26 protein-coding genes and 2 pseudogenes are annotated in these 26,638 nt (G+C 71.3%); 12 read left to right on the top strand and 16 right to left on the bottom strand.

Annotated elements, in window-relative coordinates:
- Nucleotides 1-376: 376 nt before the first annotated feature.
- Nucleotides 377-1,018, bottom strand: coding sequence for a DNA-3-methyladenine glycosylase (locus tag ACIQZO_RS03190; protein ID WP_403619131.1), 642 nt, complete (start codon nt 1,016-1,018; stop codon nt 377-379).
- A 108-nt stretch (nt 1,019-1,126) separates the two neighbouring features.
- On the opposite strand from ACIQZO_RS03190, the gene ACIQZO_RS03185 reads away from it, so the two are divergent.
- The 3 genes from ACIQZO_RS03185 to ACIQZO_RS03175 all read left to right on the top strand — a co-directional run bounded on the left by ACIQZO_RS03185 (nt 1,127) and on the right by ACIQZO_RS03175 (nt 3,144).
- On the top strand, nt 1,127-1,909 hold the full coding sequence (locus ACIQZO_RS03185) for a sporulation protein (protein ID WP_403619128.1): 783 nt from the start codon (nt 1,127-1,129) through the stop codon (nt 1,907-1,909).
- A 48-nt stretch (nt 1,910-1,957) separates the two neighbouring features.
- A complete protein-coding gene (locus ACIQZO_RS03180; protein WP_403619125.1) occupies nt 1,958-2,491 on the top strand; it encodes a YbhB/YbcL family Raf kinase inhibitor-like protein in 534 nt (177 codons plus the stop codon).
- A 149-nt stretch (nt 2,492-2,640) separates the two neighbouring features.
- Nucleotides 2,641-3,144, top strand: a complete 504-nt coding sequence (locus ACIQZO_RS03175) for an HNH endonuclease (protein WP_301372004.1) — start codon at nt 2,641-2,643, stop codon at nt 3,142-3,144.
- A 70-nt stretch (nt 3,145-3,214) separates the two neighbouring features.
- Here ACIQZO_RS03175 and ACIQZO_RS03170 read toward each other — a convergent pair whose 3' ends face one another.
- The 4 genes from ACIQZO_RS03170 to ACIQZO_RS03155 all read right to left on the bottom strand — a co-directional run bounded on the left by ACIQZO_RS03170 (nt 3,215) and on the right by ACIQZO_RS03155 (nt 6,443).
- On the bottom strand, nt 3,215-3,985 hold the full coding sequence (locus tag ACIQZO_RS03170; RefSeq protein ID WP_403619122.1) for a sulfite exporter TauE/SafE family protein: 771 nt from the start codon (nt 3,983-3,985) through the stop codon (nt 3,215-3,217).
- Between the two features lie 89 nt (nt 3,986-4,074).
- Entirely contained in the window at nt 4,075-5,061 is a 987-nt protein-coding gene (locus ACIQZO_RS03165; protein WP_403619119.1) for an SPFH domain-containing protein, read from the bottom strand.
- An 84-nt stretch (nt 5,062-5,145) separates the two neighbouring features.
- On the bottom strand, nt 5,146-5,574 hold the full coding sequence (locus tag ACIQZO_RS03160; RefSeq protein ID WP_403619116.1) for an NfeD family protein: 429 nt from the start codon (nt 5,572-5,574) through the stop codon (nt 5,146-5,148).
- Between the two features lie 74 nt (nt 5,575-5,648).
- Entirely contained in the window at nt 5,649-6,443 is a 795-nt protein-coding gene (locus ACIQZO_RS03155; RefSeq protein ID WP_393851221.1) for an ABC transporter ATP-binding protein, read from the bottom strand.
- Nucleotides 6,444-6,577: 134 nt separating this feature from the next.
- Here ACIQZO_RS03155 and ACIQZO_RS03150 point away from each other — a divergent pair, with 134 nt between their 5' ends.
- Nucleotides 6,578-7,360 carry a hypothetical protein gene (locus ACIQZO_RS03150; protein WP_403619112.1) on the top strand — a complete coding sequence of 261 codons (783 nt, stop codon included), beginning with the start codon at nt 6,578-6,580 and terminating at the stop codon, nt 7,358-7,360.
- A 169-nt stretch (nt 7,361-7,529) separates the two neighbouring features.
- Here ACIQZO_RS03150 and ACIQZO_RS03145 read toward each other — a convergent pair whose 3' ends face one another.
- From ACIQZO_RS03145 to ACIQZO_RS03135, 3 genes are all read right to left on the bottom strand, one after another.
- On the bottom strand, nt 7,530-7,775 hold the full coding sequence (locus tag ACIQZO_RS03145) for a chaplin (protein WP_323181233.1): 246 nt from the start codon (nt 7,773-7,775) through the stop codon (nt 7,530-7,532).
- 151 nt (nt 7,776-7,926) lie between these two features.
- The gene (locus ACIQZO_RS03140) at nt 7,927-8,586 is read right to left on the bottom strand and encodes a response regulator (RefSeq protein WP_403619109.1); all 660 of its coding nucleotides are present in this window, start codon (nt 8,584-8,586) and stop codon (nt 7,927-7,929) included.
- Nucleotides 8,579-9,742, bottom strand: coding sequence for a GAF domain-containing sensor histidine kinase (locus ACIQZO_RS03135; RefSeq protein WP_403619106.1), 1,164 nt, complete (start codon nt 9,740-9,742; stop codon nt 8,579-8,581). The genes ACIQZO_RS03140 and ACIQZO_RS03135 overlap by 8 nt, the downstream gene beginning before the upstream one ends.
- 157 nt (nt 9,743-9,899) lie before the next feature.
- Here ACIQZO_RS03135 and ACIQZO_RS03130 point away from each other — a divergent pair.
- From ACIQZO_RS03130 to ACIQZO_RS03120, 3 genes and pseudogenes are all read left to right on the top strand, one after another.
- Nucleotides 9,900-10,656, top strand: a pseudogene (locus ACIQZO_RS03130) (SDR family NAD(P)-dependent oxidoreductase).
- Nucleotides 10,657-10,737: 81 nt separating this feature from the next.
- Nucleotides 10,738-11,238: pseudogene (locus ACIQZO_RS03125) on the top strand (S-adenosylmethionine:tRNA ribosyltransferase-isomerase); the annotation flags it as partial.
- A 298-nt stretch (nt 11,239-11,536) separates the two neighbouring features.
- Complete coding sequence (locus ACIQZO_RS03120; RefSeq protein ID WP_403619104.1) at nt 11,537-12,250, top strand: transglycosylase SLT domain-containing protein; 714 nt, start codon at nt 11,537-11,539, stop codon at nt 12,248-12,250.
- A gap of 118 nt (nt 12,251-12,368) precedes the next feature.
- Here ACIQZO_RS03120 and ACIQZO_RS03115 read toward each other — a convergent pair whose 3' ends face one another.
- Entirely contained in the window at nt 12,369-14,903 is a 2,535-nt protein-coding gene (locus tag ACIQZO_RS03115) for an FHA domain-containing protein (protein WP_403619102.1), read from the bottom strand.
- A gap of 232 nt (nt 14,904-15,135) precedes the next feature.
- On the opposite strand from ACIQZO_RS03115, the gene ACIQZO_RS03110 reads away from it, so the two are divergent.
- Together ACIQZO_RS03110 and serB are read left to right on the top strand one after the other, a co-directional pair.
- Nucleotides 15,136-16,746 (top strand): streptophobe family protein, encoded by a 1,611-nt coding sequence (locus tag ACIQZO_RS03110; RefSeq protein WP_403619099.1) that lies wholly within the window; start codon nt 15,136-15,138, stop codon nt 16,744-16,746.
- A 104-nt stretch (nt 16,747-16,850) separates the two neighbouring features.
- Nucleotides 16,851-18,050 carry a phosphoserine phosphatase SerB gene (serB, locus tag ACIQZO_RS03105; RefSeq protein ID WP_403619096.1) on the top strand — a complete coding sequence of 400 codons (1,200 nt, stop codon included), beginning with the start codon at nt 16,851-16,853 and terminating at the stop codon, nt 18,048-18,050.
- Between the two features lie 121 nt (nt 18,051-18,171).
- Here serB and ACIQZO_RS03100 read toward each other — a convergent pair whose 3' ends face one another.
- The 4 genes from ACIQZO_RS03100 to ACIQZO_RS03085 all read right to left on the bottom strand — a co-directional run bounded on the left by ACIQZO_RS03100 (nt 18,172) and on the right by ACIQZO_RS03085 (nt 20,610).
- Nucleotides 18,172-18,693: a histidine phosphatase family protein gene (locus tag ACIQZO_RS03100; protein WP_030386470.1), complete on the bottom strand. Its 522-nt coding sequence runs from the start codon at nt 18,691-18,693 to the stop codon at nt 18,172-18,174.
- A gap of 87 nt (nt 18,694-18,780) precedes the next feature.
- Nucleotides 18,781-19,011, bottom strand: coding sequence for a hypothetical protein (locus ACIQZO_RS03095; RefSeq protein ID WP_403619092.1), 231 nt, complete (start codon nt 19,009-19,011; stop codon nt 18,781-18,783).
- A gap of 154 nt (nt 19,012-19,165) precedes the next feature.
- Entirely contained in the window at nt 19,166-19,285 is a 120-nt protein-coding gene (locus tag ACIQZO_RS03090) for an SGM_5486 family transporter-associated protein (RefSeq protein ID WP_403619089.1), read from the bottom strand.
- Between the two features lie 5 nt (nt 19,286-19,290).
- On the bottom strand, nt 19,291-20,610 hold the full coding sequence (locus tag ACIQZO_RS03085) for a CynX/NimT family MFS transporter (RefSeq protein ID WP_403619086.1): 1,320 nt from the start codon (nt 20,608-20,610) through the stop codon (nt 19,291-19,293).
- 57 nt (nt 20,611-20,667) lie between these two features.
- On the opposite strand from ACIQZO_RS03085, the gene ACIQZO_RS03080 reads away from it, so the two are divergent.
- Nucleotides 20,668-21,372, top strand: coding sequence for a FadR/GntR family transcriptional regulator (locus ACIQZO_RS03080; RefSeq protein WP_403619084.1), 705 nt, complete (start codon nt 20,668-20,670; stop codon nt 21,370-21,372).
- On the opposite strand, the gene ACIQZO_RS03075 is transcribed toward ACIQZO_RS03080, so the two are convergent.
- From ACIQZO_RS03075 to fabG, 3 genes are all read right to left on the bottom strand, one after another.
- A complete protein-coding gene (locus ACIQZO_RS03075) occupies nt 21,353-21,754 on the bottom strand; it encodes a hypothetical protein (protein ID WP_403619082.1) in 402 nt (133 codons plus the stop codon). The two genes, ACIQZO_RS03080 and ACIQZO_RS03075, sit on opposite strands and share 20 nt — an antisense overlap.
- Before the next feature lie 236 nt (nt 21,755-21,990).
- Nucleotides 21,991-22,761: an enoyl-ACP reductase FabI gene (fabI, locus tag ACIQZO_RS03070; RefSeq protein WP_403619080.1), complete on the bottom strand. Its 771-nt coding sequence runs from the start codon at nt 22,759-22,761 to the stop codon at nt 21,991-21,993.
- Nucleotides 22,762-22,766: 5 nt separating this feature from the next.
- Nucleotides 22,767-23,486 (bottom strand): 3-oxoacyl-[acyl-carrier-protein] reductase, encoded by a 720-nt coding sequence (fabG, locus tag ACIQZO_RS03065; RefSeq protein WP_403619078.1) that lies wholly within the window; start codon nt 23,484-23,486, stop codon nt 22,767-22,769.
- Nucleotides 23,487-23,671: 185 nt separating this feature from the next.
- Between fabG and ACIQZO_RS03060 the strand changes: the two genes are divergently transcribed.
- Both ACIQZO_RS03060 and ACIQZO_RS03055 read left to right on the top strand, forming a co-directional pair.
- Entirely contained in the window at nt 23,672-25,195 is a 1,524-nt protein-coding gene (locus ACIQZO_RS03060; protein WP_403619076.1) for a TldD/PmbA family protein, read from the top strand.
- Nucleotides 25,192-26,592, top strand: coding sequence for a metallopeptidase TldD-related protein (locus ACIQZO_RS03055; protein ID WP_403619073.1), 1,401 nt, complete (start codon nt 25,192-25,194; stop codon nt 26,590-26,592). Before ACIQZO_RS03060 ends, ACIQZO_RS03055 begins: the two co-directional genes overlap by 4 nt.
- Nucleotides 26,593-26,638: the final 46 nt, after the last annotated feature.

Raw genomic sequence — 26,638 nt, 5'->3', positions numbered from 1 at the left:
TCAACTTTTGGCGTTGATTTTTGGCACGCTGTTGAGTTCTCAAGGAACGGACGCTTCCTTTGTACTCACCCTCTCGGGCTTTCCTCCGGGCTTTCGTTCTGTTCTTGCGTTTCCAACTCTACCAGATCATTTCCGCGCCGTTTCCGGCTTGATTTGAATTCAGTGACCGTTGGGGGTCTTTGCCTTTCGGCGTTCCACCACTTTAGCGCTTTTCCCTTGCGGCTCATAATCGAGCCACTGGCCAGGAATTCGGGCATGCCGAATAGAACCCCGCCAGGGGTAAGTCGTAGGTGTGGGTTGGCCGCTCTGGGTGTCTGCCGACAGCAGTGCCCCGTTCAAGCGGCTCGGGCTACGTTAGGCGTCCGGCAAGGTCGAGTCAAGTTGAGCGGCGGCGTGGTGCGTGGGCGTGGTACGGGCTCACCGTCGGGTCGTCGGTGAGCCAGAAGCGGTACGGGTGGGCCGCGCCGGCTCCGCCGACTCCCGTACGCGGGCCGCTGCTGACCCGGGCCTCCGAGGTCGGGGTGCCGGCGAGGAGGGACAAGGGGGAATCGGGGCCCGCGCAGAGGTCGGTGCCGTCGAGGGAGCGGTCCACGTCCAGGGCTGTGGCCAGGCGGGCCGGCCCCTTGGCCAGTTCTCTCGGTTTTCTGGCTGAAACCCGACGTTTAGCGGCCAGCTCGGCGCCCACCGTTACCTCGCCCGCTCGCAGCAGCACCCCGCTCGCATGGCCCGGTGGGCCGCACACCAGGTTCAAGCTGAACCACATGCCATAGATGAAGTAGACGTAGGCGTGTCCGGGCGGGCCGAACATCGACGCGTTGCGGGCGGTGCGGCCGCGGTAGGCGTGCGAGCCCGGGTCGGACGCGCCCTCGTAGGCCTCCACCTCCGTGATGCGCAGCTCGAGGGGGCCGTCCGCCGTGCGGCGGACGAGGGTGCGGCCGAGGAGGTCCGGGGCCACGGTGAGGACCGGGCGGTCGAAGAAGGACCTGGGCAGGGGCGTACGGTCAGGGCGCGCGCTCATCCGGTCGAGCGTAGTGGAACGTGTACTCCTGCAACCGGGGCCTGAGGTTCCGCGTTGATATGGGGTAGTAGCGGCGTAGTCGCCAGATCCTTCAAGGGGAGTTAGAGCATGGGCTTCAAGAAGCTGTTCGCGAGCCTCGGTGCCGGTGGTGCTTCGGTGGACACCGTCATCACCGAGCCGAACGTCGTACCGGGCGGGATCGTCCAGGGCGAGGTACGGATCCAGGGCGGATCCGTGGAGCAGCAGATCGAGGGGCTGTCCGTCGGGCTGCAGGCAAAGGTCGAGGTCGAGGGCAGCGACCAGGAGTACAAGCAGAACATCGTCTTCACCAAGCAGAGTCTGGGCGGTGCCTTCAAGGTGCAGCCCGGTGCGCTGCACGTGGTGCCCTTCGGGCTGGAGATCCCGTGGGAGACGCCGATCACCCACTTCGGGGGCCAGCACCTGCACGGGATGAACATCGGGGTCAGCACCGAGCTGGAGATCGCGCGTGCGGTGGACGCGGGCGACCTCGACGCGATCAACGTGCACCCGGTGCCGGCGCAGCAGGCGATCCTCGACGCCTTCCGGCAGCTCGGCTTCAGCTTCCGCAGCGCGGACATGGAGCGCGGGCACATCCGTGGGACGCGCCAGTCGCTCCCCTTCTACCAGGAGATCGAGTTCCTGCCGCCGTCGCAGTACCGCGGGCTGCACCAGGTCGAGCTCACCTTCATCTCCGACGGCCGGGAGATGGACGTCGTTCTGGAGATGGACAAGAAGCCCGGTCTGTTCACCGAGGGCAGTGACACCTACCGCTGCTTCCAGGTGGGTCTGCACTCGTACCAGGACACGGACTGGGCGGCCTACCTGAACCAGTGGATCGCGTCGGTGGGTTCGCAGCGCAACTGGTTCTAGCCGGTTCCAGGCTCGGACGTATCCGCGAGCGATACAGGAGGGTCAGCGGTGACCGAGCAGAGCAGGGCGCCTCTTCCGCACGACTTCCACCCCGAGGTGCACGCCTTCACCGTGACGAGTGAGGACCTCGAACCCGGTGCCGATCTGGGCGAGGCGCAGGTGTACTCGGGTGGGAACGGCTCGCCGCGGTTGCGGTGGGAGGGGTTCCCGGAGGGGACGAAGAGCTTCGCCGTGACGTGCTTCGACCCGGACGCGCCGACGGGCAGCGGGTTCTGGCACTGGGTTCTCTTCGATCTTCCGGCCTCGGTCACCGAGCTGCCGTCCGGGGCGGGCAGCGGGAAGTTCGAGGGTCTGCCGGCCGGGGCCGTGCACGTGCGCAACGACTACGGGTCCAGCGACTTCGGCGGGGCGGCGCCTCCCGCCGGGGAGCGGCACCGGTACGTGTTCACCGTGTACGCGGTGGATCGGGCGAAGCTCGGTCCGGGGGCGGATGTCTCGCCCGCCCTGGTCGGCTTCAATCTGCGTTTCCACACGTTGGGGCGGGCCCAGCTGATCGGTGAGTACGAGGCGCCCGTCGGCTGATCGTTCTCCGAGCGTTTGCCCGGTCCTGGTCTAAAGAAGGCCAGGACCGGGCATTTTTATTGCGTTGTCCCGCGTGGCGCGCGCGGCCAGAGTGGTTGCGGGCCCTGCCGCCGCTGTGGTCGCGGGCCTGCACACGGGAGGTGGGCGAGATGCGGGACACGCTGGTGCTGAATGCGAGCTTCGAGCCGCTGTCGACGGTGACCCTGAATCGGGCTGTGGTCCTGGTGCTCCAGGACAAGGCCGTGGTCGAACAGTCGCACCCCGAGCTGCGTGTGCGCGCGGCCACCATGGATCTTCCGATGCCCCGGGTGATCAGGCTCTGCAGGTACGTCAGGGTGCCCTTCCGAAGACATGCTCCCTGGTCGCGGAGGGGGGTGTTGGTCCGGGACCAGCACCGTTGCGCGTACTGCGGGAAGCGCGCGACGACCGTGGACCACGTACTGCCGCGGGCCCAGGGGGGTGGGGACACCTGGCTGAACACGGTGGCCTCCTGCGCCGAGGACAACCACCGCAAGGCCGCCCGGACTCCGGAGGAGGCGGGGATGCCGCTGCTGCGCCGGCCGTTCGTGCCGTCGCCCGCGGACGCGATGCTGCTGGCGTTGGGGGTGGCGGGGCGGGAGGCTCTCCCGGAGTGGCTGGAGCGTTCCGCCTAGTTCCGGCTGGGCGGATCCCCTGTGTTCGGTGGCCTCGGATGCGTTGGGCGGCGTAGTCGACCTACGTCGCTCAGCCGACGAGGAGCTGGACGATGGCGAGGAGGCCGACCGTCACGATGATCGCGCGCAGCACGGTCGGTGAGAGGCGGCGGCCGACCTTGGCGCCGATCTGGCCGCCGATGGTGGAGCCGACGGCGATGAGGACGACGGCCGTCCAGTCGAACTCGGCGACGAACAGGAAGACGACGGCCGCGACGCCGTTCACCAGAGCGGCCAGGACGTTCTTGACGGCGTTGATGCGTTGCAGATCGTCGCGGAGCAGCAGGCCCATCAGGCCGAGGTAGAGCACGCCCTGCGCGGCGCCGAAGTAGCCCCCGTACGCGCTGGCGAGCAGCATGCCGCCGAGCAGGGTCGGTCCGCCGTCGGGGTGGCCGGTGTCGCCTCCGGCGGCTTCCTGGCGTCGGCGCAGCGCGGCGGCGAGCCGGGGCTGGAGGACGACGAGGACGAGGGCCAGTCCGATCAGGACGGGCACGATCGTGTCGAAGGAGTCGGACGGCAGGGTGAGGAGCAGGACCGCGCCCGCGAGTCCGCCGACGAGGGACACGGAGCCGAGCCGCAGGATGCGGGCGCGCTGCCCCTGGAGTTCCTTGCGGTAGCCGATGGCGCCGCTGATCGAACCGGGCACCAGGCCGAGGGTGTTGGACACGTTGGCGGTGACCGGGGGCAGGCCGGTGGCGAGCAGCACCGGGAAGGTGATCAGGGTGCCGGAGCCGACGATGGTGTTGATCGTGCCCGCGCCGATGCCGGCGGCGAGGATCGCGAGTGATTCCCAGATGGACATGGACGGTGCCATCCCCTTTGCATGAGTGAGTCGCCTCCCCGCCATGAAGGTCGAGGGGCCTCACTGATCATGCAGGAAGGGGTGGCCGCTCAGTCGATGGGGGGTTGTTCGCGGCGTTCCGCGCCGTCCTTGTCGCGTGCGGCCGGGATGCCGCCGCCTTCCTTGCCGGAATTGCCCGGATTGAAGCCCGAACCGCCACCCATGGGGCCGAAGTTGCCCATGGCGCCGGAGAGGCCCTTGAGTGCGTCGCCGATCTCGCTCGGCACGATCCAGAGCTTGTTGGCGTCGCCTTCGGCGAGCTTCGGGAGCATCTGGAGGTACTGGTAGGCGAGGAGCTTCTGGTCGGCGTCACCGGCGTGGATGGACTCGAACACCGTGCGGATGGCCTGTGCCTCACCCTCGGCGCGCAGGGCGGCGGCCTTGGCGTCACCCTCGGCGCGGAGGATGGAGGACTGCTTCTCACCCTCGGCGCGCAGGATCTCGGACTGCCGGACACCTTCGGCCTGGAGGATCGCGGCGCGCTTGTCGCGGTCGGCGCGCATCTGCTTCTCCATCGAGTCCTGGATGGAGGTCGGCGGCTCGATGGCCTTGAGCTCGACGCGGTTGACGCGGATGCCCCACTTGCCGGTGGCCTCGTCGAGGACGCCGCGCAGGGCCGCATTGATCTCCTCACGGGAGGTGAGGGTCCGCTCCAGGTCCATGCCACCGATGATGTTGCGCAACGTGGTGACGGTGAGCTGTTCGATGGCCTGGATGTAGCTGGCCACTTCGTAGGTCGCTGCCCGCGCGTCGGTCACCTGGTAGTAGATGACGGTGTCGATGTTGACGACCAGGTTGTCCTGGGTGATGACGGGCTGCGGCGGGAACGGGACGACCTGTTCGCGGAGGTCGATCCGGTTGCGGATCGAGTCGATGAACGGGACGACGATGTTGAGGCCCGCGTTGAGGGTGCGGGTGTAGCGGCCGAACCGCTCGACGATGGCGGCGCTGGCCTGCGGGATCACCTGGATCGTCTTGACCAGTGCGATGAAGACCAGAACCACCAGAATGATCAGGACGATGATGATCGGTTGCATGCGGTTCCCCGTGCCCTTCCGGCTGTCTGTGCTGCCCCGTTGATCGGAGTCTCGCAGACCCGGGGGCCGCGAGCAGGCTGCTTGTCACATCACGACGGCGGTCGCCCCGTCGATCTCCACGACGTCGACGGACTGGCCGGGCTCGAAGCTGGTGTCCGTGTCGAGGGTGCGCGCGGACCAGACCTCGCCGGCGAGCTTGATGCGGCCGCCGCTGCCGTCGACCCGTTCCAGGACGACCGCGGTTCTGCCCCTCAAGGCGTCGATTCCGCTGCGGTGTTGGGGGCGCTGGTCGCGGTGGCGGTTGGCGATCGGCCGTACGACGGCGAGGAGCGCGACCGACACGATGACGAAGACCAGGACTTGGGCCACCACTCCCCCGCCGAGGGCCGCCGTGACGGCGGCCGCGACCGCGCCGACGGCGAACATGCCGAACTCCGGCATGGCGGTCAGGACGAGGGGGATGCCCAGTCCGACCGCGCCGATGAGCCACCAAAGCCACGCGTCGATGTCCACATGGTCATGGTAGGTCCGGTGGACGCGGTCGGGACAGGGTGCGGGGCCCGTGAGCGACGGGCCCGGCCGAAGGCCTAGCCGAGGGGAAGGCCCTGGGCGGTCCAGCGGTCGCTCCCGTTGCGCTCGACCACCAGCGGGAGGCCGAAGCAGAGGGAGAGGTTGCGGGAGGTCAGTTCGAGGTCGATCGGACCCGCCGTGACGACCTTGCCCTGACGGATCATCAGGACATGGGTGAATCCGGGGGCGATCTCCTCGACGTGGTGCGTGACCATGACCATCGACGGGGCGAGCGGGTCGCGGGCCAGCCGGCCGAGGCGGCGTACGAGGTCCTCGCGGCCGCCGAGGTCCAGACCGGCGGCGGGCTCGTCGAGGAGCAGCAGCTCGGGGTCGGTCATCAGCGCGCGGGCGATCAGGGTGCGCTTGCGCTCGCCCTCGGAGAGGGTGCCGAACTTGCGGTCGAGGTAGTCGGTCATGCCGAGGCGGTCGAGGAAGGCGCGGGCGCGCTGCTCGTCGACGTCCTCGTACTCCTCCTGCCAGGTCGCCGTCATGCCGTAGGCGGCGGTGAGGACGGTCTGCAGGACGGTCTGCCGCTTGGGCAGCTTGTCGGCCATCGCGATGCCCGCGACACCGATGCGGGGGCGCAGCTCGAACACGTCCACCTTGCCGAGGGTGCTGCCGAGGATGGTGGCGCTGCCCTTGGTGGGGAAGAGGTAGCTGGAGGCGAGGTTCAGCAGTGTGGTCTTGCCGGCGCCGTTGGGGCCGAGGATCACCCAGCGCTCCCCCTCCTTCACCGACCAGGAGACCTGGTCCACCAGAGCCCGGCCCTCGCGGACCACGGATACGTCCACCAGCTCCAGAACATCGCTCATGAGCGTGTTGTCACCCCTTGCAGTCACGGTTCTCTGTGCGCCCGGTGGACGCAGCCCCAGGGGAAAACCTACGCCACTGCGGGTGGGGTCCGGGGCCGGGGCCCGGTGCCGGGGCCGATCCGTAAAGTAGGGGGATGCTTTTCGAACCACGTTCAGGGCGCTTGGCCGCCTGGGGGAACGCACTGCTGGCCGGTCTGGTCTCGCCCGACGAGGCCGTGTTGTCGATCGTGGGCGAGGACGCCGTGCACCGGGTGGAGGGGCTGCCGGGTGAGGCGGGCCCCGTCGGGCTCACCCTGGCGCTCGGGCGGCTGAGGGCCCTGGGGGTGACGGGACTGCGGGTCGCGTTGCCCGCGCCGGGGCATCCGCTGGGCCTGAGCGGGCCGCCGGAGTTCAATGCGCGGGCGCTGGAGGCGGAGGAGGCGGTTGTCGCGGTGGGCGCGGCGCTGGGCCTGGTGCCGGAGGTGTCCGAGGCCGGCCCGGCCGGGGACGTCCACGTCTCGGTGACCTGGCACGTACTGCCGGTACGGGAGGCCCCGCCGGCGGACGTGCCCTCGCTGGGCGAGGCGGAGCGGGAGCTGGCGGAGGCGCTGGGCGAGGCGACCGAGGTGCTGACCCGGCTGGACGTGGCGGGCTCCGGGCCGGTGGCGGACGCGGCCCTGTCGGCGTACCGGGCGCGGGCGGAGGCCGGGCGGGAAGCGCTGGCTCCGGGGTATCCGGCGCGTGCGGTGCGGGTGCTGGCCCTGGCGCAGCGGGTGGACCTGATGGTGTCGCTGGCGTACGAGAACGGGCACGGGGGTGCGGTGGCCGCTTCGGAGATGGCGGCGCGGGCGGAGGCGTTGCGGCCGGTCGAGCGGGTGGCCCGGCGGGCGCTCGTGGCGGCGTACAACTCGGCCGTTGAGGCGCGCGAGCTGGGGTGAGCCCGGGCCGCGTCGGCTGCCCCGGGCTTTTCGGGGCTCCGCCCCGGACCGACCCCGCTCCCGAAACGTCGGCGGGACTTACGTCGGGCTTACATCGGGCTGACATCGGCAAACGGCCCCGCTTCCCAGGGAGAGGTGGGGAAGCGGGGCCGAAAGGGTGGGGCGGGGGTCAGGCGTTCACGCCGGTGTTGCCGAAGGCGCCGTTGAGCAGGCCGATCACATTGACGGTGTTGCCGACCACGTTCACGGGGATGTGCACGGGGACCTGGACCTGGTTCCCGGAGACCACGCCCGGCGAGTTCAGGGCCTCGCCCTCCGCCGACGCACCGCCGTGCGCCGAGGAGACACCCGCGCCGGCGGCGAGGAGGCCGCCCGCGATCATGGTGACGGCTGCGGCCTTCTTGAAGTTCTTCACGTTCTCGTCCTCCAGTACGTCTGCCGCGACCAGCCGCCGCGGCACGCACTGGAGAACGGCCCGCCCCCCGATCCGGATACGCCATGTGGGCTACATACACCCGACCGTATGAATCTCATTCCGGAACCGAGACGATCCGATATGCCTCTGATCAGTCGGCGATTCCGTGCCTGACCGCCCACAATGCGGCCTGGGTCCGGTCGGAAAGGTCCAACTTCATCAGGATGTTCGAGACGTGCGTCTTGACGGTCTTCTCGGACAGCACCAGGGCCCGGGCGATCTCGCGGTTGGAGCGTCCGTCGGCGATCAGGCCCAGGACCTCGCGCTCACGGTCGGTCAGCGAGCCCGGTCGGCCCGCGTAAGATCCCTGGTCGTCCTGGGAGAGCAGGGCCACCGCCACCTCCGGCTGGAGCAGCACGTGGCCCGCGTGGACGGAGCGGATGGCGCCGGCCAGTGCGTCGGGGTCGATGTCCTTGTAGACGTAGCCCGCCGCCCCGGCCCGCAGGGCGGGGACCACGCTCCGCTGCTCCGTGAAGCTGGTGACGATCAGCACCCGGGCCGGGTTCGCCAGCTCGCGCAGCCTGCGCAGCGCCCCGATGCCGTCGGTGCCCGGCATCTTGATGTCCATGAGGATCACGTCGGGCCGCAGCTCCTCGGCGCGGGCGATGCCCTCCTCGCCGTCGGAGGCCTCGCCGACCACCTCGATGTCCTCCTGAACCTCCAGGAAGGTGCGCAGGCCCCGCCGGACCACCTGGTGGTCGTCGACCAGCAGGACTCGAATGCCGCCGCCGCGGCCGGTGCTGTCAGCCACCGGGGACCTCCATCTCGATCGTGGTGCCCCGACCGGGCTCCGAGTGCACGGTGAGCCGGCCGCCGACGCCGCTCGCGCGGTCCCGCATGGAGACCAGGCCCAGGTGCCGGCCCGCGCGGCGGACGGTCCGGGGGTCGAAGCCCTTGCCGTTGTCGAGGACCCCGAGGACCGCGCCTCCGGAGGGCGCACGGCTCAGGGTCACCTCGACGCGGTCGCCGTCCGAGTGGCGCAGGGCGTTGTGCAGGGCCTCCTGGGCGACCCGGAGCAGCGCTTCCTCCTGGGTCGCGGGCAGCGCCCGTACGCCGTCGCAGGTGAAGGTGACGTGCGCGGCGTGGGCGCGGTCGAGTACGTGGACGTGCGTACGCAGGGTGGCGACGAGTCCGTCCTCGTCCAGCGCGGCCGGGCGCAGCTCGGTCACGGCGGCGCGCAGTTCGTCGGCGGCCTCCGCGGCCAGGGCCGCCACCTGCTGGAGCTCGCCCTTGGCGCGGGCCGGGTCGCGGTCGACGAGGGCGGCGGCGGCCTGGGCGGTGAGGCGCAGCGAGAAGAGCTTCTGGCTGACGGCGTCGTGCAGCTCGTGGGCGAGCCGGGAGCGCTCCTCGGCGATGGTGAGCTCGCGGCTGCGCTCGTAGAGCCTGGCGTTGGTGAGGGCGATCGCGGCGTGCTGGGCGAGGAGGGAGAGGAGCTCCTGGTCCTGGTCGGTGAAACCGTGCCCGCCGCCGGGCGCGCCGGGCCGCTTGTTCGCGAGGAAGAGCGCGGCGAGGGTCTCCTCGCCGTCGCGCACCGGCATGCCGAGGAAGTCGGACATGTCGGGGTGGGCGGACGGCCAGCCCTCGAAGCGCGGGTCCTCGCGTACGTCGGCCAGTCGCTCGGGGCCTCCCTCGTGGAGCATCGCCGCGAGGATGCCGTGCTGGCGCGGCAGCGGGCCGATGCTGCGCCACTGCTCGGGGCTGACGCCGTCCACGACGAACTGGGCGAAGCCGCCGTGGTCGTCCGGGACGCCCAGGGCCGCGTACTCGGCGTCCAGGAGCCGGCGGGCGGACACGACGATCGTGCGCAGGACGTCGCGGACCTCCAGGCGGCGGCTCATGGCGAGCAGTGCCGTGCTCACGGCGGCCAGGCCGCTGGGGGGCCCGCCGGGCGGGGGGCTACCGGTCATGGCCTCACCGTACCCGGGCCCGTGACCTGCGGGATCGGGCTGTGGACGTAGGTCCAAGGGACGTACGGGGGTGGGGCTCTCGGCCGACGCGGCGGGGGCCGGGGCATTCCTAGGTTGGGGGCATCTGCTGATCGGGACGGAAGGCGAAGGTGCTGTCCTGTCGGTGGCGATCGTGACGGGGGCGTCCAGGGGGCTCGGCCGGGCCCTGGCCGGGGAGCTGGCCGTGCGCGGCTGGGACCTGGTGCTGAGCGCGCGGGGTGCGGCGGCGCTGGAGGAGGCCGCGGCCGGGCTGGAGCGGGCGGCCGGGGCGAGGGTGGTGGCGGTGGCCGGGGACGTGTCCTCGGCCGGGCACCGGGCCGCGCTGGTGGCGGCGGCGCGGGAGCTGGGCGGGCTGGATCTGCTGGTGAACAACGCGGGGGTGCTCGGGGCCGAGCCGTTGGTGGCGCTGGCGGATCATCCGCTGGTCGGGCTGCGCGCGGCCTTCGAGGTCAATGTGGTGGGGCCGCTGGGGCTGGTCCAGGAGGGTCTGGAGTTGTTGCGGGCGGCGGAGACCGGGGCGGTGCTGAACATCAGCTCGGACGCGGCGGTGGTGGCGTACGCGACGTGGGGGGGCGTACGGGGCGACCAAGGCGGCGGGGGATCTGATGTCGGCCGTGCTGGCGGTGGAGGAGCCGCAGCTGAGGGTGTGGTGGGTGGACCCGGGTTCGATGCGGACGCGGATGATGGCGGCGGCCGAGCCCGGGGAGGACCTGGCGGGGCTGCCGGCGCCTCAGGAGGTGGCGCCGACGCTGCTGCGGCTGGTGGAGCGGGGGCTGCCGAGCGGGCGGTACACGGCGCAGGAGCTGGCGGCGGGGGCGGCGGCCTCGGGGGCGGGCGCGGCGGCGGCCTCGGGGGCCGTGGGAGCCGGGCGGTGAGCGGGCGGCGGGCCCTCCGGGAAGACGGTCTATATATAACGGACATACCTATGCATTTGCTGGCCCGGATTCCGGCCGAGCAGCGGGGGCCGGCCCTTCACCGCGGAGCTGGTGGCGCGGCTGGTGAGCCGGGGGGTGCAGTTCGCCCCGCTGGTCCTGCACACCGGGGTGGCCTCGCAGGAGGCGCACGAGCCGCCCTACCCGGAACGGTACGAGGTGCCCCCCGCGACGGCGGGGCTGGTGAACGCCGCGCGGGCCGGCGGAGGGAGGGTGATCGCGGTGGGGACCACGGCGGTACGGGCCCTGGAGTCGGCCGCGGACGAAGGGGGGCGGGTGCGTCCGGCCGCCGGGTGGACCGACCTGGTGGTGACCCCGGAGCGCGGGGTGCGGGTGGTGGACGGGCTGCTGACCGGGCTGCACGAGCCCGAGGCGTCCCATCTGCTGATGCTGGAGGCGGTCGCGGGGCGGGACGCCGTACGGCTCGGGTATGCCGAGGCACTGGCCCGTCTCTGCCTCTGGCACGAGTTCGGGGACGTCCATCTGCTACTCAAGGATGAGAGCCGTAACCATTCGCATTGCTGAAGCAACGCACAGTGAAACCGCTGCATGCCCGATGTGACCCCGCACATAGGACCCACATCACTTACGAAGCTCCCTAGTGGACGAATAAAGACCCTGTCAGCACTGTCCCACCTAGCGCCGGGGCCCGAAATCGGGCCTCCGCGCAGCCGCGTGATCCACTAAGCGGGATCGTACGTCACACCTTTGCCACAGGTTTTTGCCGCCGCTAAGAATTGCTCCCGTCGCACAGCACCGCGGATCCCCCGGATCCACAAAGCGCCTTCCTGCGACTCCCGCTATTCGAAGAGGTTGCCCCGCCATGTCTGCTTCCCGCACCCCTGGTCACAGTCGCCTGACGAAGGCACACAAGCTGTCCATCGCCGGTGTCGCCACGCTGAGCGCCGCCGCCGTCGCCTTCTCCCTCGCCCCGGCCAACGCCGGCACCGAGGCCGAGGTCGTCACCGCCGCCCCCGTCGCCTGGTCCCAGGCCGTCAACGGCGCGCAGACGAAGACGCTGCAGGGCCACCTCTCCGCACAGCACGTCATCGCCACCGCCAACGCGAAGGCCGCCGCCGCCGCGGTGAAGGCCAAGGCCGACGCGGCGAAGACCAAGGCCGACGCGGACGCCAAGGTCAAGGCCGAGGCCGCGGCGAAGAAGGCCCGCGCGGACAAGGCGGCCGCCAGCCGGTCCGCCGCCCGCACCCCGGTCTTCGCGAACAACCTCGACGGTTGGATCAAGGAAGCCCTCTTCATCATGAAGAAGGAGGGCATTCCGGGCACGTACGCCGGAATCCACAAGAACGTCATGCGCGAGTCCAGCGGTAACCCGATGGCGATCAACAACTGGGACATCAACGCCCAGAACGGTATCCCCAGCAAGGGTCTGCTCCAGGTCATCCTTCCGACCTTCAAGACGTACCACGTCAAGGGCACGAAGTTCGACCAGTACGACCCGGTCGCCAACATCGTCGCCGCCTGCAACTACGCGGCCGACCGCTACGGCTCCATGGACAACGTCAACAGCGCCTACTAGGCCCTGGGCGTAGCCCCCAAGCCCCCCATGCGCCTCAGGGCGGCACCCGGACTTCCGGATGCCGCCCTGAGGCGTTCTTCGTGTTCGCCGTGCGTGCGGGCGCTCGTCCCGCCCGCTCCTACTTGCCCGCGCGCATGACCTCGGGCTCGTGGCGGCGCAGCAGGCGCTGGACCGCGAAGCCGCAGGCGATGCCGAGCAGCAGCAGGACGGTGATGTTCAGGCTCCACTGGCCGACCGTGGCGTCCCAGAGCGGGTCGGTGTTGGTCGGGTTGTCGCGGTCCCACGGCGGCATGAGCTTGCCGAGGTTCAGCGTGGTGCCGGCGGCGGCGACGGCCCAGCGGGACGGCATCAGCCAGGCGAACTGCTCCAGGCCCGGCGAGTCGTAGACCTGGAAGAGGATGCCGGTGAAGACGACCTGGATGATCGCGAACATGACCAGCAGCGGCATGGTCTTCTCGGAGGTCTTCACCAGCGAGGAGATCACCAGGCCGAACATCATCGAGGTGAAGCCGAGCGCGATGACCGACACGCAGAGCTCGACGGCCGGCGGCATCAGCAGGCCCTCGGTGGGCAAATCGCGCGGGAAGAAGCCGATCCCGCAGATGACCACGCCCTGGATGGCCGTGATCACGCCGAGGACGATCACCTTCGACATGAGGTATGCCGACCGGGACAGGCCGGTCGCGCGCTCACGTTCGTAGATGACGCGTTCCTTGATCAGCTCACGGACCGAGTTGGCGGCGCCCGAGAAGCACATGCCGACCGCGAGGATCAGCATGATCGTGCCGGCGTCGCCGTTGAACTGGGACGGCGGTGTCGGGGGCGCGAGGCCGAAGGTCGCCGGGATGACCGTCGAGACCACACCGAGGACCGCGGGCAGGATCAGCATCAGGCCGAGGAAGCCCCGGTCCGAGGCGATCACCGACACGTAGCGGCGGATCAGCGTGAAGAGCTGGGAGCCCCAGCCCTGCGGCTTCGGCGGGCGCATCTGCTGGACCGGGGGCATCGCGACGGACTGCGGGGCGACCGCGTCGATGTCGGCGGCGTACAGCTGGTAGTGCTGCGAGCCCTTCCAGCGGCCGGCCCAGTCGTAGTCGCGGTAGTTCTCGAAGGAAGAGAACACGTCCGCCCACGTGGTGTAGCCGAAGAAGTTCAGCGCCTCGTCCGGCGGGCCGAAGTACGCGACCGAACCGCCCGGGGCCATGACCAGCAACTTGTCGCAGATAGCCAGCTCGGCAACCGAGTGGGTGACGACGAGGACCGTGCGGCCGTCGTCGGCGAGGCCGCGCAGCAGCTGCATGACGTCGCGGTCCATGCCCGGGTCGAGGCCCGAGGTCGGCTCGTCCAGGAAGATCAGCGAGGGCTTGGTGAGCAGCTCCAGCGCCACGGACACGCGCTTGCGCTGACCACCCGAGAGCGCGGTGATCTTCTTGTCCTTGTGGATGTCGAGCTTGAGCTCGCGCAGCACTTCGTCGATACGGGCGGCGCGCTCCGACTCGGCGGTGTCGCCGGGGAAGCGGAGCTTGGCCGCGTACTTCAGGGCGGTGCGGACGGTCAGCTCCTTGTGCAGGATGTCGTCCTGCGGGACCAGACCGATGCGCTGGCGGAGCTCCGCGAACTGCTTGTACAGGTTGCGGTTGTCGTAAAGGACGTCGCCCTGGTCGGCGGGCCGGTAGCCGGTCAGCGCCTTGAGCAGGGTGGACTTGCCGGAGCCGGAGGGCCCGATGACGCCGATCAGCGACTTCTCCGGGACGCCGAAGGTGACGTCCTTGAGGATCTGCTTGCCACCGTCGACGGTGACCGTGAGGTGGCGGGCCGAGAAGGAGACCTCGCCGGTGTCGACGAACTCCTCGAGGCGGTCGCCGACGATCCGGAACGTCGAGTGCCCGACGCCGACGATGTCGTTCGGGCCGAGCAGCGCGGTGCCGGACTTCGCCAGCGGCTGACCGTTGACGTAGGTGCCGTTGTGGCTGCCGAGGTCGTGGATCTCGAAGCGGCCGCCGGGCATCGAGCGGAACTCGGCGTGATGGCGGGAGACCTGGAGGTCGGAGACCACCAGTTCGTTCTCCAGCGCACGGCCGATGCGCATGACGTGGCCCAGCGAGAGCTGGTGGAACGTCGTCGGGCTGCGGTCCCCGTAGGCCGGGGCGCCGCCCTGCGCCGGGCGGGGAGCGGCGCCGCCGCCCTGCTGGTGCGGGAGGTGGGCCTGCGGCTGCTGCGGCTGTTCCCAGGCTTGGTGCTGTTGCTGTTGCTGTTGCTGTTGCGGGGCCTGGTACGCAGGGGCCTGCGGCTGGGCGTACGCCTGGGCCGGGGCCTGCTGGGCCTGCTGGGCCTGCTGGGCCACGGCGGGCTGCGGCGCGGCGGCGGCGCTCAGGTTCAGCCGCGGGCCGTCCGTCGCGTTGCCCAGGTGGACCGGCGTGCCGGGCACGAGCTCGGTCTGCTGGACCCTGGCCCCGTGCACATAGGTGCCGTTGGTGCTGCCGTGGTCCTCGATGCCCCAACCCCGGCCGTTCCAGGTGATGGTGGCATGCCGCCACGACACCCGGGCATCGTCGATCACCACGTCTCCCTGGGGGTCGCGCCCCAGCGAGTACGACCTGGACGGATCGAGCGTCCAGGTCCTTCCATTCAATTCCAGTACGAGTTCCGGCACTCCAGCCCCACTTAAGTCCCCCGAGAATCCCCCATGACGTCAGGGAGTCTAGGGATGGCGAACATCCGGGGGAACTATTTCAGGCCCACAGCCGTATGTGGAATCCGGGCCTTGCCGGGGCGTCTACGCCAGCCCGTTGACGGGGTCGAAAGTCACCCGGAGAGTGAGATACGGGACTTCTCGCCCGGTGGTCCCGTCGCGTACCGCTCGGTAGGCATCGGGGGTTCACCGTATGCGCCGCATTCGCTGGGGAGACGTGCTGGTGTCCGCCGTCGCCGCCGTGGGCTGGTCCCTGATCGTGATGGCGGGGGTGGCCGGGCTCGGGCTGCACCTGCTGGGCGCCGACGGCGCGGGAGGTTCGCTCGGGGCGATGACGGCCGCCGCGGTGGTCCTCGCGGTCGGCGCAACCGTGACCCCCTCGGGTGACGTCTCGGTCTTCGGAGTGGGCGGGGCGGGCGCCGAAACCTCTCTGGACGTCATGCCCTTGGGGGTCTCGCTGGCGGGGGCGCTGGTCCTGGCGTTCCTGTTCCTGCGTTCGCTCCGGGCCGGGGCGGGCCACGGGGAGACGGCCGCCCGGGTGGCGGTCCTCGCGGCGCTGTTCGTCGCGACGGCCGGCGCCCTGGCGTGGGCCGGACACGACGTGGTGACCCTCGACGGGACGGCGGCGCTGCCGAAGACCCCGGCGAAGGTGGAGATCCCGGGGATCGGGGACATCGGCGGGCTGCTCCCGGACCGCATCGGGGACCTGGTCGAGACCCGGACCCGGGTGGGGTTCTCGGTGGAGCTCGGGCCGACCCTGCTGGGCGCTGGCGTATGGGTGTTCGCCGTACTGGCGGTCGCGCTGCTGGTCTCGCGGCGCGGGCCGGCGACCCTTGCCCGGTTGCGCCCGGCCGCCTCGGCGGTGGTGGCGATGCTGCTGGTGGCGGTGGCGGCCGGCTGGGCCGCGGCGGTGTGGGCGGCGCTGGGCGACGACCATCCCCGGCGGGTGCTGGGCGGAGCGCTGCTGGGGGCTCCGAACGGGAGCGCGCTCGGGGTGCTGCTGGGGCTGTTCGTACCGCTGCGCGGCGGGGTCACGGGGGCGCCGGCCCGGCTGCTGCCCGATCCGCTGGACGAGCTGCTGGCGGCCCCGGGGCGGGAGCCGGTGACGGTGGCCCGCCTCGCCGAGTACGACGAGCGGGTCTGGCTGCTGGTCGCGGGGGTGACCCTGCTGCTGCTCTACGCGGGCGTACTGGCGGGCGTACGGACTCCGGGGCGCGGGATCCCGGGATGCGCGGCGCGGCTGTCGGCCGTGACCGGGGTGACGCTGGCGGTGCTGGTGGGGCTGACGGGGTTCTCGGCCGGGGGTCCCCCCAGCGGAGCTGGGGGAGCCTCGCTCGCGGTGCTGGGCGTCGACGCGGTGGACGCGGGGGTGGAGCTGCGCGGGGACGTCCTGTACGCGCTGGTGCTGGGCGCGCTCTGGGGTGCGGCGGCCGGCGCGGCGGGCGCTCTGCTGACCCGTCGGCGCCGGGCAGCCCTGCCGGATCCGGATGCCGGGGCGGGCGGGCCGCAGCGGCCGGGGCGGGCACGGGTCCCGGCCCCGGACGCGCCCACGGCCCCGTACCCGCGGAGCCCGGCCGGGTGGGGCGAGCGCGACCCGGCGGGGCCGCCCGGGTGGGCGCACCCGTACCTGGATCCGGACGTCTCCTGGGACGTGACGGTCACCGGTGTCCCACCGCGCCCGCCGAGGCCCGCGCGGCCCGCGCCCCGGCCGCCCTTCACCCCGCCTCCCCCGCCGGGCGCCCCGCCCCCGCCCCCGAGGCCTCCCGGGCCGCCGCGGCCTCCGAAGCCGCCCGGGTCGAGGTGACGCCCCGGCCCACCCGCCCGTACCGCCCGCCCGGGCTACCGGCGCGTTCAGGAAATGGGACGGGGGTCCTGTCATGTGGGCCGGGAAGATACGGTGAGGGCACCATGAGCGCATCGCAGACCTCCGACGTCCCCACCCTCCTCGTCAAGATCTTCGGCAAGGACCGTCCCGGGATCACCGCCGGGCTGTTCGACACCCTCGCCGCCTACTCCGTCGATGTCGTCGACATCGAACAGGTCGTCACCCGTGGCCGCATCGTCCTGTGCGCCCTCGTCACCAAGCCCGCCGGCGGCGCCGAGGGCGACCTGCGGGCCACCGTCCACAGCTGGGCCGAGTCCCTCAGGATGCAGGCCGAGATCCTCTCCGGCACCGGTGACAACCGGCCGCGCGGCAGTGGCCGCTCGCACGTCACCGTCCTCGGGCACCCGCTCACCGCCGAGTCGACCGCCGCCATCGCCGCCCGGATCACCGAGACCGGCGGCAACATCGACCGCATCTTCCGTCTCGCCAAGTACCCGGTGACGGCAGTGGAGTTCGCCGTCTCCGGCGTGGAGACCGAGCCGCTGCGCACCGCACTGGCCACCGCTTCCGCGCACATCGGCGTGGATGTGGCCGTGGTCTCGGCCGGTTTGCACCGGCGGGCCCAGCGTCTGGTCGTCATGGACGTGGACTCCACCCTCATCCAGGACGAGGTGATCGAGCTCTTCGCCGCGCACGCCGGGTGCGAGGTGGAGGTCGCCGAGGTCACCGAGCGGGCCATGCGCGGCGAGCTGGACTTCGAGCAGTCGCTGCACGCCCGGGTCGCGCTGCTGGCGGGCCTGGACGCGTCCGTCGTGGACAAGGTGCGCGCCGAGGTGCAGCTGACCCCGGGCGCCCGGACCCTGATCCGCACGCTCAAGCGGCTCGGCTACCAGGTGGGTGTGGTCTCCGGCGGCTTCACCCAGGTGACGGACGATCTGCGGGAGCGGCTGGGGCTGGACTTCGCCTCCGCCAACACCCTGGAGATCGTCGACGGGAAGCTGACGGGCAGGGTCACCGGCGAGATCGTGGACCGGGCGGGCAAGGCCCGGCTGCTGCGCCGCTTCGCCGCGGAGGCCGACGTACCGCTGTCCCAGACGGTGGCCATCGGTGACGGCGCCAACGACCTGGACATGCTGAACGCGGCCGGGCTGGGCGTGGCGTTCAACGCCAAGCCGGTGGTCCGCGAGGCCGCGCACACCGCGGTGAACGTGCCCTTCCTCGACGCGGTGCTGTACCTGCTCGGCATCACCCGCGAGGAGATCGAGGCCGCCGACCTGGCCTGATCCCCGCGAGCGCGTCGGGCCCCGGCAGCCGCATCGGCTGCCGGGGCCCGTTCGCGCTGGCGGGGTCCTGAAGGGTGACAGGGCCTGGAGAGTGGTGGGGTCCTGGAAGGTGGTGGGCCCCTCAGAGGCCCTTGGGGGTCCAGTAGTCGAGCAGGGTGCCCACTCCGTGCTCCACGGACTTCCACGATCCGGTGAAGGAGACCACGGCGAGGGCCGCGGTCGGGAAACCCGTACGGGTCATCCGTGCCAGGGTCTCGCCCTCCGCGCGCCCCGACAGGGCGTCGGCGAGGGCGTGCATGCCGGGGTTGTGCCCGATGACGAGGAGGTCGGAGACCTCGTCGGAGGTCTCGTTGAGCAGGGCGATGAGCTCGCCCAGCGAGGCGTCGTAGAGCCTCTCCTCGTAGTGGGTCTTCGGCCGGTGCGGCATCTCCTGGACGGCGAGCTTCCAGGTCTCGCGGGTGCGGGCGGCAGTGGAGCACAGGGCCAGGTCGAAGACGATGCCGGTTTCGGCGAGCTTCAGACCGACGGCCGGCGCGTCCTTGCGGCCTCGTTCCGCGAGCGGGCGATCGTGGTCGGACACCTCGGGCCAGTCGGCCTTGGCGTGCCGGAGGAGGGCGATCCTGCGGGGTGTGTCGGCGCTCATGGCTCCCAGCTTCGCACGAATGGGGCCGTGGGGCGCAGGGTGTTGGGGGAGCTCACCCCGGCGGGAGAGCTGTGGGGCGCGCGGAGGTCAGCCGACGGCGCGCAGGAGCTGTTCGGCGACCTGGACCAGGCCGGAGACCTCGCCGGTGGCCGCGTGGGCCTCGCCGGATCCGGCGAGGAGCAGCAGGAGGAGCCCGAAGGCGAGGGCGGGCAGGGCCAGTGCCCACCAGTGCAGCCGGGTGCCGGCGCCGGTGGTGGCGCGGGCCCGGGGGCGGGAGCGGCCCGGCGGGAGGGGCCTGATGTGCGTGGGGGCCGACATGGCCGCCTCCGAGGGTGTGGACCGGACTGACTCGCTGCCTACGAATCTATGGATCCGGGCCGGCGCTTCCCATCCGGGGCACACCCCACTTCACCCTGAGCCTGGCCCCCTAGGGGTGGTGGGGTTAGCCCCACCCTCCCCCGCGGGGGAGGGCTCAGGGAGAGGCGATCGTGGCGATGACGGAGATGATCACGGTCACGGCGAGGAACGCACCGAGCACGAGGGCGAGCTTCTTGCGGCCGTCCTGCGGGTTCGGTTCAAGTACGGGCGACATGCCGGTCAGTCTCGCATGCCGCATTCGTCCTCGATCGTGCGGTCCCGTCCGGCGAGGATGCCCAGCACGATCTGCGGCACGAGGAGGGCGGCCATCAGGGCGAGCGGCAGGTCCCATCCGCCGCTGTGCTGGTAGAGGGCGCCGATCACGAGCGGGCCGGGGATGGAGATGAGGTAGCCGGTGCTCTGGGCGAAGGCGGACAGCTTGACCACGCCGGCCGGGGACTTGGCGCGCAGCCCGATGAGGGTGATGACGAGGGGGAACGCGCAGTTCGATATGCCGAGCAGCAGCGCCCAGGCCCAGGCTCCGGCGGCGGGGGCGAAGTAGAGCCCGAGGTAGCCGATCAGGCCGAAGACGCCGAGGGTGACGGCGATGGCGCCCTGGTTCTTCATCCGGGCGGCCAGGCCCGGGATGACGAAGGCGAGCGGGACTCCCATGACCATGGTGACGGCGAGGAGCACGCCGGCGGTGGAGGCCGAGACCCCTGCGTCGCGGAAGATCTGCGGGAGCCAGCCCATGGTGATGTACGCACCGGTGGCCTGGAGGCCGAAGTAGCAGGCCAGGGCCCAGGCGGTGCGGCTGCGGACGACGCGCGGTCCGGTGTCCGGGTGCGCGGCCCGCGCGCCGGGCCGGGCGGCAGCGGAAGCGGCCGCGGCCGCGGCCGCTTCGGCGCGCCGGGAGGCGCGGGCGATGGGCAGCCACGGCAGTACGGCGACAAGGGCGAGCACGGCCCAGACCAGCAGGCCGGCGCGCCAGCTGCCGCCGAGGGCGCCGGTCAGCGGGACGGTCGCGGCGGCGGCGAGGGAGGTGCCGGCCGCCAGCGACATGGAGTACAGGCCGATCATGGTGGCGACCCGGTCCGGGAAGTAGCGCTTGACGATCACCGGGAGCAGCACGTTGGTGAGGGCGATGCCGGCCAGCGACAGGGCGCTGGCCGCCAGGAACCCGGCGGCGCCGGACGCGAAGGGGCGGATCAGCAGGCCGGTGGCGACGGCGACCATGCCGGCGCAGACGACGGCGGCCGGGCCGAAGCGGCGGGAGAGCCGGGGGGCGGTGACGCCGAAGACGGCGAAGCAGAGGGCGGGGACCGAGGTGACGAGACCGGCGACGGTGCCGCTCATGCCGAGGCCGGTGCGGGTCTCCTCGAAGAGCGCGCCGAGGCTGGTGATGGCGGGCCGCAGGTTGAGGGCGGCCAGCACGATTCCGACGATGAGCACCGGACCGAGCCAGGTCGGGGGGACCTGGGCGGGGGCGGGCAGCTGGGGGTCAGGGGTGGTGCGCACGACCGGCGGGCGGTTCATGGTCTGGATTTCTTCGTCGGACATTGAACCATCATAGAATCATGGGATGATTGGTTGTCCAGTCACACTCGAGAGGAACCCATGCCGCTGACCTCGCCCCGGCGCTCCGCACTCGTCGATCAGGTGATCGCCCAGCTGCGGAACCAGATCACTTCCGGCGAGTGGCCGGTCGGCGCCCGCATCCCGACCGAGCCGGAGCTCGTCGAGTTGCTGGGCGTCGCCCGCAACACGGTGCGCGAGGCCGTACGGGCGCTCGCGCACAACGGTCTCCTCGACATCCGGCAGGGCTCGGGCACCTACGTCATCGCCACCAGCGAGCTGGCCGGCGTCATGCACCGCCGCTTCGCCGGGGCGGAGCCGCGGCACATCGCCGAGCTTCGTTCGACGCTGGAGTCCTCGGCGGCCCGGCTGGCGGCGGAGCGGCGCACCGGGCGGGACCTCGTCCAGCTGGACGCCCTGCTGGCACGCCGCGAGGAGGCCTGGGCGGGCGGGGACGCGGAGGTCTTCGTGGCGGCCGACGTGAGTCTGCACATGGCGGTGGTGACGGCCTCGCACAACGACGTGCTGATCGAGCTGTACGCGGACCTCGGCGACCTGGTGGCCGACTGGCTGCGCACGGATGTGGGCACCGAGCTGAACCCGTCGGCCCACCTGGACCACGCCCGGCTGATCGAGGCGATCCGGCGGGGCGACGGGGACGCGGCGGCCTCGGAGGCGGCGGGTTACCCCTTCGCCTGCCTCGGCAAGGAAGCGCGGAAGGAGCCGGTCACGGGCGCCGGTGGCTGACCCAGGCCGAGCGGACCTCTTTCCAGCAGCGGCCGACGAGTTCGGCCCGGCCGGCCGGGCCGACGGCCACGGCGACGCCGTCGCCGTCCACGTCCCACCAGCGGTCGCACTCGACGTGCAGCCGCACGAGGTCGGTCGCCGGGTAGGCGTTGTGGCAGTGGGCCGTCACCTGCGAGCCCTGGATCTCGGTGTCGCAGTCGGCTCCGAAGAGTTCACCCCCGGCGGGCCGTACGGGCTGCGCGGGAGGTTCGGCGGGGATCTCGGAGAGCTCCACGACGGCCGGGGCCATCGACTCGGCACCGGGTGCGGGCTCGCTCTCCGCGGGCTGCGCGGCCGCTCCGGGAACCAGGAGGCCGGTCAGGATCACAGACGTGACCAGCACGGATACCACTCGTCTCGACCTCGCGCGCACTCCTGTTCTCCTCCCCGCAGGAGCCGAGAAGATCCCGGCCAGGTCAGTTTGCAGGTATCTGTCCCGGTTTTCGACTCGGGAAGATCCGGTCGGCCGGTGAACATGCGAGCGACTCCGCCGTCGCGGAACGCGAAACGGCGGCGGCCGCGCCTCCCCGGAAGGGAAGCGCGGCCGCCGCCGTACGGACGCGGGAGACCGATCGGGGATCAGGCACCCATCGCGTGCAGGCCGCCGTCCACGTGGACGATCTCGCCGGTGGTCTTCGGGAACCAGTCGGACAGCAGGGCCACGACGCCCTTGCCCGTCGGCTCCGGGTCGCTCATGTCCCACTGCAGCATGGAGCGGGTGTTCCAGACCTCAGCCAGCTCGCCGAAGCCCGGGATGGACTTCGCGGCCATCGAGCCGATCGGACCGGCCGAGACCAGGTTGCAGCGGATGTTCTCCTTGCCCAGGTCGCGGGCGAGGTAGCGGCTGGTGGCCTCCAGGGCCGCCTTGGCCGGGCCCATCCAGTCGTACTGCGGCCAGGCGAACTGCGCGTCGAAGGTGAGGCCGACGATGGCCGCGCCCTCCGCCGGGAACAGCGGCTTGCAGGCCATGGCCAGCGACTTCAGCGAGAACGCCGAGACGTGCATGGCGGTGGCCACCGACTCGAACGGCGTGTTCAGGAAGTTGCCGCCGAGAGCGTCCTGCGGCGCGAAGCCGATGGAGTGGACGACGCCGTCGAGGCCGCCGAGCTCCTCACGGACGAGGCCCTCCAGGCGGGCCAGGTGCTCGTCGTTGGTGACGTCGAGCTCGATCACCTTGACCGGCTTCGGCAGCTTCTTGGCGATGCGCTCGGTCAGCGACGGACGCGGCCACGCGGTGAGGATGACCTCGGCGCCCTGCTCCTGGGCCAGCCGGGCCGTGTGGAAGGCGATGGAGGACTCCATCAGCACACCCGTGATGAGGATGCGCTTGCCCTCGAGAATTCCGCTCATGGTGATCAGTGACCCATGCCCAATCCGCCGTCAACGGGAATGACGGCTCCGGTGATGTACGCGGCGTCGTCGGACGCCAGGAAGCGGACGGCTGCCGCGATCTCCTCGGGCTGCGCGTAGCGGCCGAGCGGCACCTGGCCCACGATGCCCGCGCGCTGCTCGTCAGTGAGCACCTTCGTCATGTCGGTGTCCACGAAACCGGGGGCGACGACGTTGAAGGTGATGTTGCGGGAACCCAGTTCGCGGGCGAGGGAGCGGGCGAAGCCGACCAGCGCGGCCTTGGAGGCGGCGTAGTTGGCCTGGCCCGCCGAGCCAAGGAGCCCGACGACGGAGGAGATCAGGACGACGCGGCCCTTCTTGGCACGGAGCATGCCACGGTTCGCGCGCTTGACCACCCGGAACGTGCCGGTGAGGTTGGTGTCGAGGACGGACGTGAAGTCCTCCTCGGACATGCGCATCAGCAGCGTGTCCTTGGTGATGCCCGCGTTGGCCACCAGGACCTCGACCGCGCCGTGCTTGTCCTCGATCTCCTTGTAGGCCTGCTCCACCTGCTCGGAATCGGTGATGTCGCACCGCACCGCCAGGACACCGAGCGAGGTGAGCGCCTCAGGCGGCTCACCCGACCGGTACGTGATCGCGACCTTGTCGCCGGCCTCCGCGAAGGCTTGGGCGATGGCGAGGCCGATGCCCCGGTTTCCTCCGGTGACGAGAACCGAGCGGCTCAACGGATCACCCTTTCGCTAGCGGTCTTGAATACCAAAAACCTATAGGTCGCATCGGTCGTACGGAGAATCGACCCCCGACAGGGCCTTGCGGCGGGCTCTGTCGAATCCCTACAGAAAGATGTAGGCACAAGGGCCCCGATCGCGACATGATCGGGGCGACCGGCTCCGACCACGGGAGGACTTCCGTGCCCCATTCCATCGACGCGGCCTTCACCGCGCTGCCCTTGCGGGCGCTCGCCGACGCGGCGCTCGCCCGGGCCCGCGCGCTGGGCGCCGAGCATGCCGACTTCCGGCTGGAGCGGATCCGCAGCGCCTCCTGGCGCCTGCGGGACGCCAAGCCGTCCGGCGGGTCCGACACCACCGATCTCGGGTACGCGGTCCGGGTGGTGCACGGGGGCAGTTGGGGGTTCGCCTCCGGTGTGGACCTGACCATGGACGCCGCCGCCAAGGTGGCCTCGCAGGCCGTGGCCATGGCGAAGCTGTCCGCCCAGGTGATCAAGGCCGCGGGCTCGCAGGAGCGGGTGGAGCTCGCCGACGAGCCGGTGCACGCCGACCGGACCTGGATCTCCGCCTACGACGTGAACCCCTTCGAGGTGCCGGACGCGGAGAAGGCGGCGCTGCTCGCCGACTGGAGCGCGCGCCTGCTGGCGGCCGACGGGGTGGCGCACGTGGACGCCTCGCTGCTCGCCGTGCACGAGAACAAGTTCTACGCCGACACCGCGGGCACCTCGACCACGCAGCAGCGGGTCCGGATCCACCCGCAGATCACCGCCGTCGCCGTGAACGGCACGACCGGCGAGTTCGACTCGATGCGCACCATCGCCCCGCCGGCGGGGCGCGGCTGGGAGTACCTGACCGGCACGGGCTGGGACTGGAACTCCGAGCTGGAGCAGATCCCCGGGCTGCTCGCCGAGAAGATGCGGGCCCCGAGCGTCGAGGCCGGGCGCTACGACCTGGTGGTGGACCCGTCCAACCTGTGGCTCACCATCCACGAGTCCATCGGCCACGCCACCGAGCTGGACCGGGCGCTGGGCTACGAGGCGGCGTACGCGGGGACCTCCTTCGCCACCTTCGACCAGCTGGGCAAGCTGAAGTACGGCTCCCCGATCATGAACGTGACGGGCGACCGCACCGCCGAGCACGGGCTGGCCACCGTCGGCTTCGACGACGAGGGCGTCCAGGCGCAGAGCTGGGACCTGGTCAAGGACGGCACCCTGGTCGGCTACCAGCTGGACCGGCGGATCGCGAAGCTGACCGGCCTCGGACGCTCCAACGGCTGCGCCTTCGCCGACTCCCCCGGGCACGTGCCCGTCCAGCGGATGGCGAACGTGTCCCTCCAGCCGGATCCGGGCGGGCTCTCGACCGAGGACCTGATCGGCGGGGTGGAGCGCGGGATCTACGTGGTCGGCGACCGCTCCTGGTCGATCGACATGCAGCGCTACAACTTCCAGTTCACCGGGCAGCGGTTCTTCCGCATCGAGAACGGCAGGCTGGCCGGGCAGCTGCGCGATGTCGCGTACCAGGCCACCACCACCGATTTCTGGGGCTCGATGGAGAAGGTCGGCGGCCCGCAGACCTACGTCCTGGGCGGCGCCTTCAACTGCGGCAAGGCCCAGCCGGGCCAGGTGGCGGCGGTCTCGCACGGCTGCCCGTCCGCGCTGTTCCGCGACGTGAACATCCTGAACACCACGCAGGAGGCCGGGCGATGAGCTCGTCTATTCGCATCACCAAGCCCCACGAGATCGTCGAGCGGGCCCTGGAGCTGTCCACCGCCGACGGATGCGTCGTCATCGCCGACGAGGGGTCGACCGCCAATCTGCGCTGGGCGGGCAACGCCCTGACGACGAACGGCGTGACCCGCGGCCGCACCCTCACGGTCATCGCCACGGTGAACGGCAAGGAGGGCACGGCCTCGGGGGTCGTCTCGCGCTCCGCCGTGACCTCGGACGACCTGGAGCCGCTGGTCCGGGCCGCCGAGGCGGCCGCCCGCGGGGCGGGCCCGGCCGAGGACGCCCAGCCGCTGGTCACCGGGACGCCGGCCTCGCCGGACTTCACCGACGCCCCGGCCGAGACCAGCTCGGCGGTGTTCGCGGACTTCGCCCCGGCCCTCGGCGAGGCCTTCGCCCGGGCCCGCCAGGGCGGCCGGGAGCTGTACGGCTTCGCCAACCACGAGCTGGTCTCCACGTACGTCGGCACCTCGACGGGGCTGCGGCTGCGGCACGACCAGCCGAACGGCACGCTGGAGCTCAACGCGAAGTCCCCGGACCGGCAGCGCTCCGCCTGGGCGGGCCGCTCGACCCGGGACTTCAAGGACGTGGACCCGACCGTGCTGGACGCGGAGCTCGCCGTACGGCTCGGCTGGGCGGAGCGGAAGATCGACCTGCCGGCGGGCCGGTACGAGACCCTGCTGCCCCCGACCGCCGTGGCGGACCTGCTGATCTACCAGATGTGGTCGGCCGCGGCCCGGGACGCGGTGGAGGGCCGTACGGTCTTCTCCAAGCCCGGCAGTGGCACCCGGCTCGGCGAGAAGCTGTCCGACCTGCCGCTCTCCCTGCGCAGCGACCCGAACGCGCCGGGCCTGGAGTCCGCGCCGTTCGTGATCGCGCACAGTTCCGGCGACGACGCCTCGGTGTTCGACAACGGCCTGCCCGTGCCGACGACCGAGTGGATCGCGGACGGTCACCTGAACCGGCTGACCACGACCCGGCACTCCGCGGGCCTGACCGGGATGCAGCTCTCGCCCGGCTTCGGGAACCTGATCCTGGACGCGGGCGGCGAGAAGTCGCTGGAGGAGATGGTCGCGGGCACCGAGCGGGGCCTGCTGCTGACCTGCCTCTGGTACATCCGCGAGGTGGACCCGGCGACGCTGCTGCTCACGGGCCTGACCCGGGACGGGGTCTACCTGGTGGAGAACGGGCAAGTGGTCGGCGAGGTCAACAACTTCCGGTTCAACGAGTCCCCGGTGGACCTGCTGTCGCGGGCCTCGGAGGCCGGCCGGACCGAGAAGACCCTGCCGCGCGAGTGGAGCGACTGGTTCACGCGCGCCGCGATGCCGGCCCTGCGCATCCCGGATTTCAACATGAGTTCGGTGAGCAAGGGCGTCTGACCACCTAGAATGTGCGGGTAGACCCCTCGTCCGCACCCCTACTCAC

The sequence above is a fragment of the Streptomyces sp. NPDC097617 genome (assembly GCF_044761485.1).
GTDB lineage: Bacteria > Actinomycetota > Actinomycetes > Streptomycetales > Streptomycetaceae > Streptomyces.
This window is presented reverse-complemented; position numbering and strand designations above follow the sequence as displayed.

Excerpts from the sequence above, each read along its gene's own strand:
- ACIQZO_RS03190 (WP_403619131.1), bottom strand. The coding sequence starts at position 1,018 with ATGAGCGCGCGCCCTGACCGTACGCCCCTGCCCAGGTCCTTCTTCGAC.
- ACIQZO_RS03185 (WP_403619128.1), top strand. The coding sequence starts at position 1,127 with ATGGGCTTCAAGAAGCTGTTCGCGAGCCTCGGTGCCGGTGGTGCTTCG.
- ACIQZO_RS03175 (WP_301372004.1), top strand. The coding sequence starts at position 2,641 with ATGCGGGACACGCTGGTGCTGAATGCGAGCTTCGAGCCGCTGTCGACG.
- ACIQZO_RS03170 (WP_403619122.1), bottom strand. The coding sequence starts at position 3,985 with ATGTCCATCTGGGAATCACTCGCGATCCTCGCCGCCGGCATCGGCGCG.
- ACIQZO_RS03165 (WP_403619119.1), bottom strand. The coding sequence starts at position 5,061 with ATGCAACCGATCATCATCGTCCTGATCATTCTGGTGGTTCTGGTCTTC.
- ACIQZO_RS03155 (WP_393851221.1), bottom strand. The coding sequence starts at position 6,443 with ATGAGCGATGTTCTGGAGCTGGTGGACGTATCCGTGGTCCGCGAGGGC.
- ACIQZO_RS03150 (WP_403619112.1), top strand. The coding sequence starts at position 6,578 with ATGCTTTTCGAACCACGTTCAGGGCGCTTGGCCGCCTGGGGGAACGCA.
- ACIQZO_RS03135 (WP_403619106.1), bottom strand. The coding sequence starts at position 9,742 with ATGACCGGTAGCCCCCCGCCCGGCGGGCCCCCCAGCGGCCTGGCCGCC.
- ACIQZO_RS03120 (WP_403619104.1), top strand. The coding sequence starts at position 11,537 with ATGTCTGCTTCCCGCACCCCTGGTCACAGTCGCCTGACGAAGGCACAC.
- ACIQZO_RS03110 (WP_403619099.1), top strand. The coding sequence starts at position 15,136 with ATGCGCCGCATTCGCTGGGGAGACGTGCTGGTGTCCGCCGTCGCCGCC.
- serB (WP_403619096.1), top strand. The coding sequence starts at position 16,851 with ATGAGCGCATCGCAGACCTCCGACGTCCCCACCCTCCTCGTCAAGATC.
- ACIQZO_RS03100 (WP_030386470.1), bottom strand. The coding sequence starts at position 18,693 with ATGAGCGCCGACACACCCCGCAGGATCGCCCTCCTCCGGCACGCCAAG.
- ACIQZO_RS03095 (WP_403619092.1), bottom strand. The coding sequence starts at position 19,011 with ATGTCGGCCCCCACGCACATCAGGCCCCTCCCGCCGGGCCGCTCCCGC.
- ACIQZO_RS03090 (WP_403619089.1), bottom strand. The coding sequence starts at position 19,285 with ATGTCGCCCGTACTTGAACCGAACCCGCAGGACGGCCGCAAGAAGCTC.
- ACIQZO_RS03085 (WP_403619086.1), bottom strand. The coding sequence starts at position 20,610 with ATGTCCGACGAAGAAATCCAGACCATGAACCGCCCGCCGGTCGTGCGC.
- ACIQZO_RS03080 (WP_403619084.1), top strand. The coding sequence starts at position 20,668 with ATGCCGCTGACCTCGCCCCGGCGCTCCGCACTCGTCGATCAGGTGATC.
- fabI (WP_403619080.1), bottom strand. The coding sequence starts at position 22,761 with ATGAGCGGAATTCTCGAGGGCAAGCGCATCCTCATCACGGGTGTGCTG.
- ACIQZO_RS03055 (WP_403619073.1), top strand. The coding sequence starts at position 25,192 with ATGAGCTCGTCTATTCGCATCACCAAGCCCCACGAGATCGTCGAGCGG.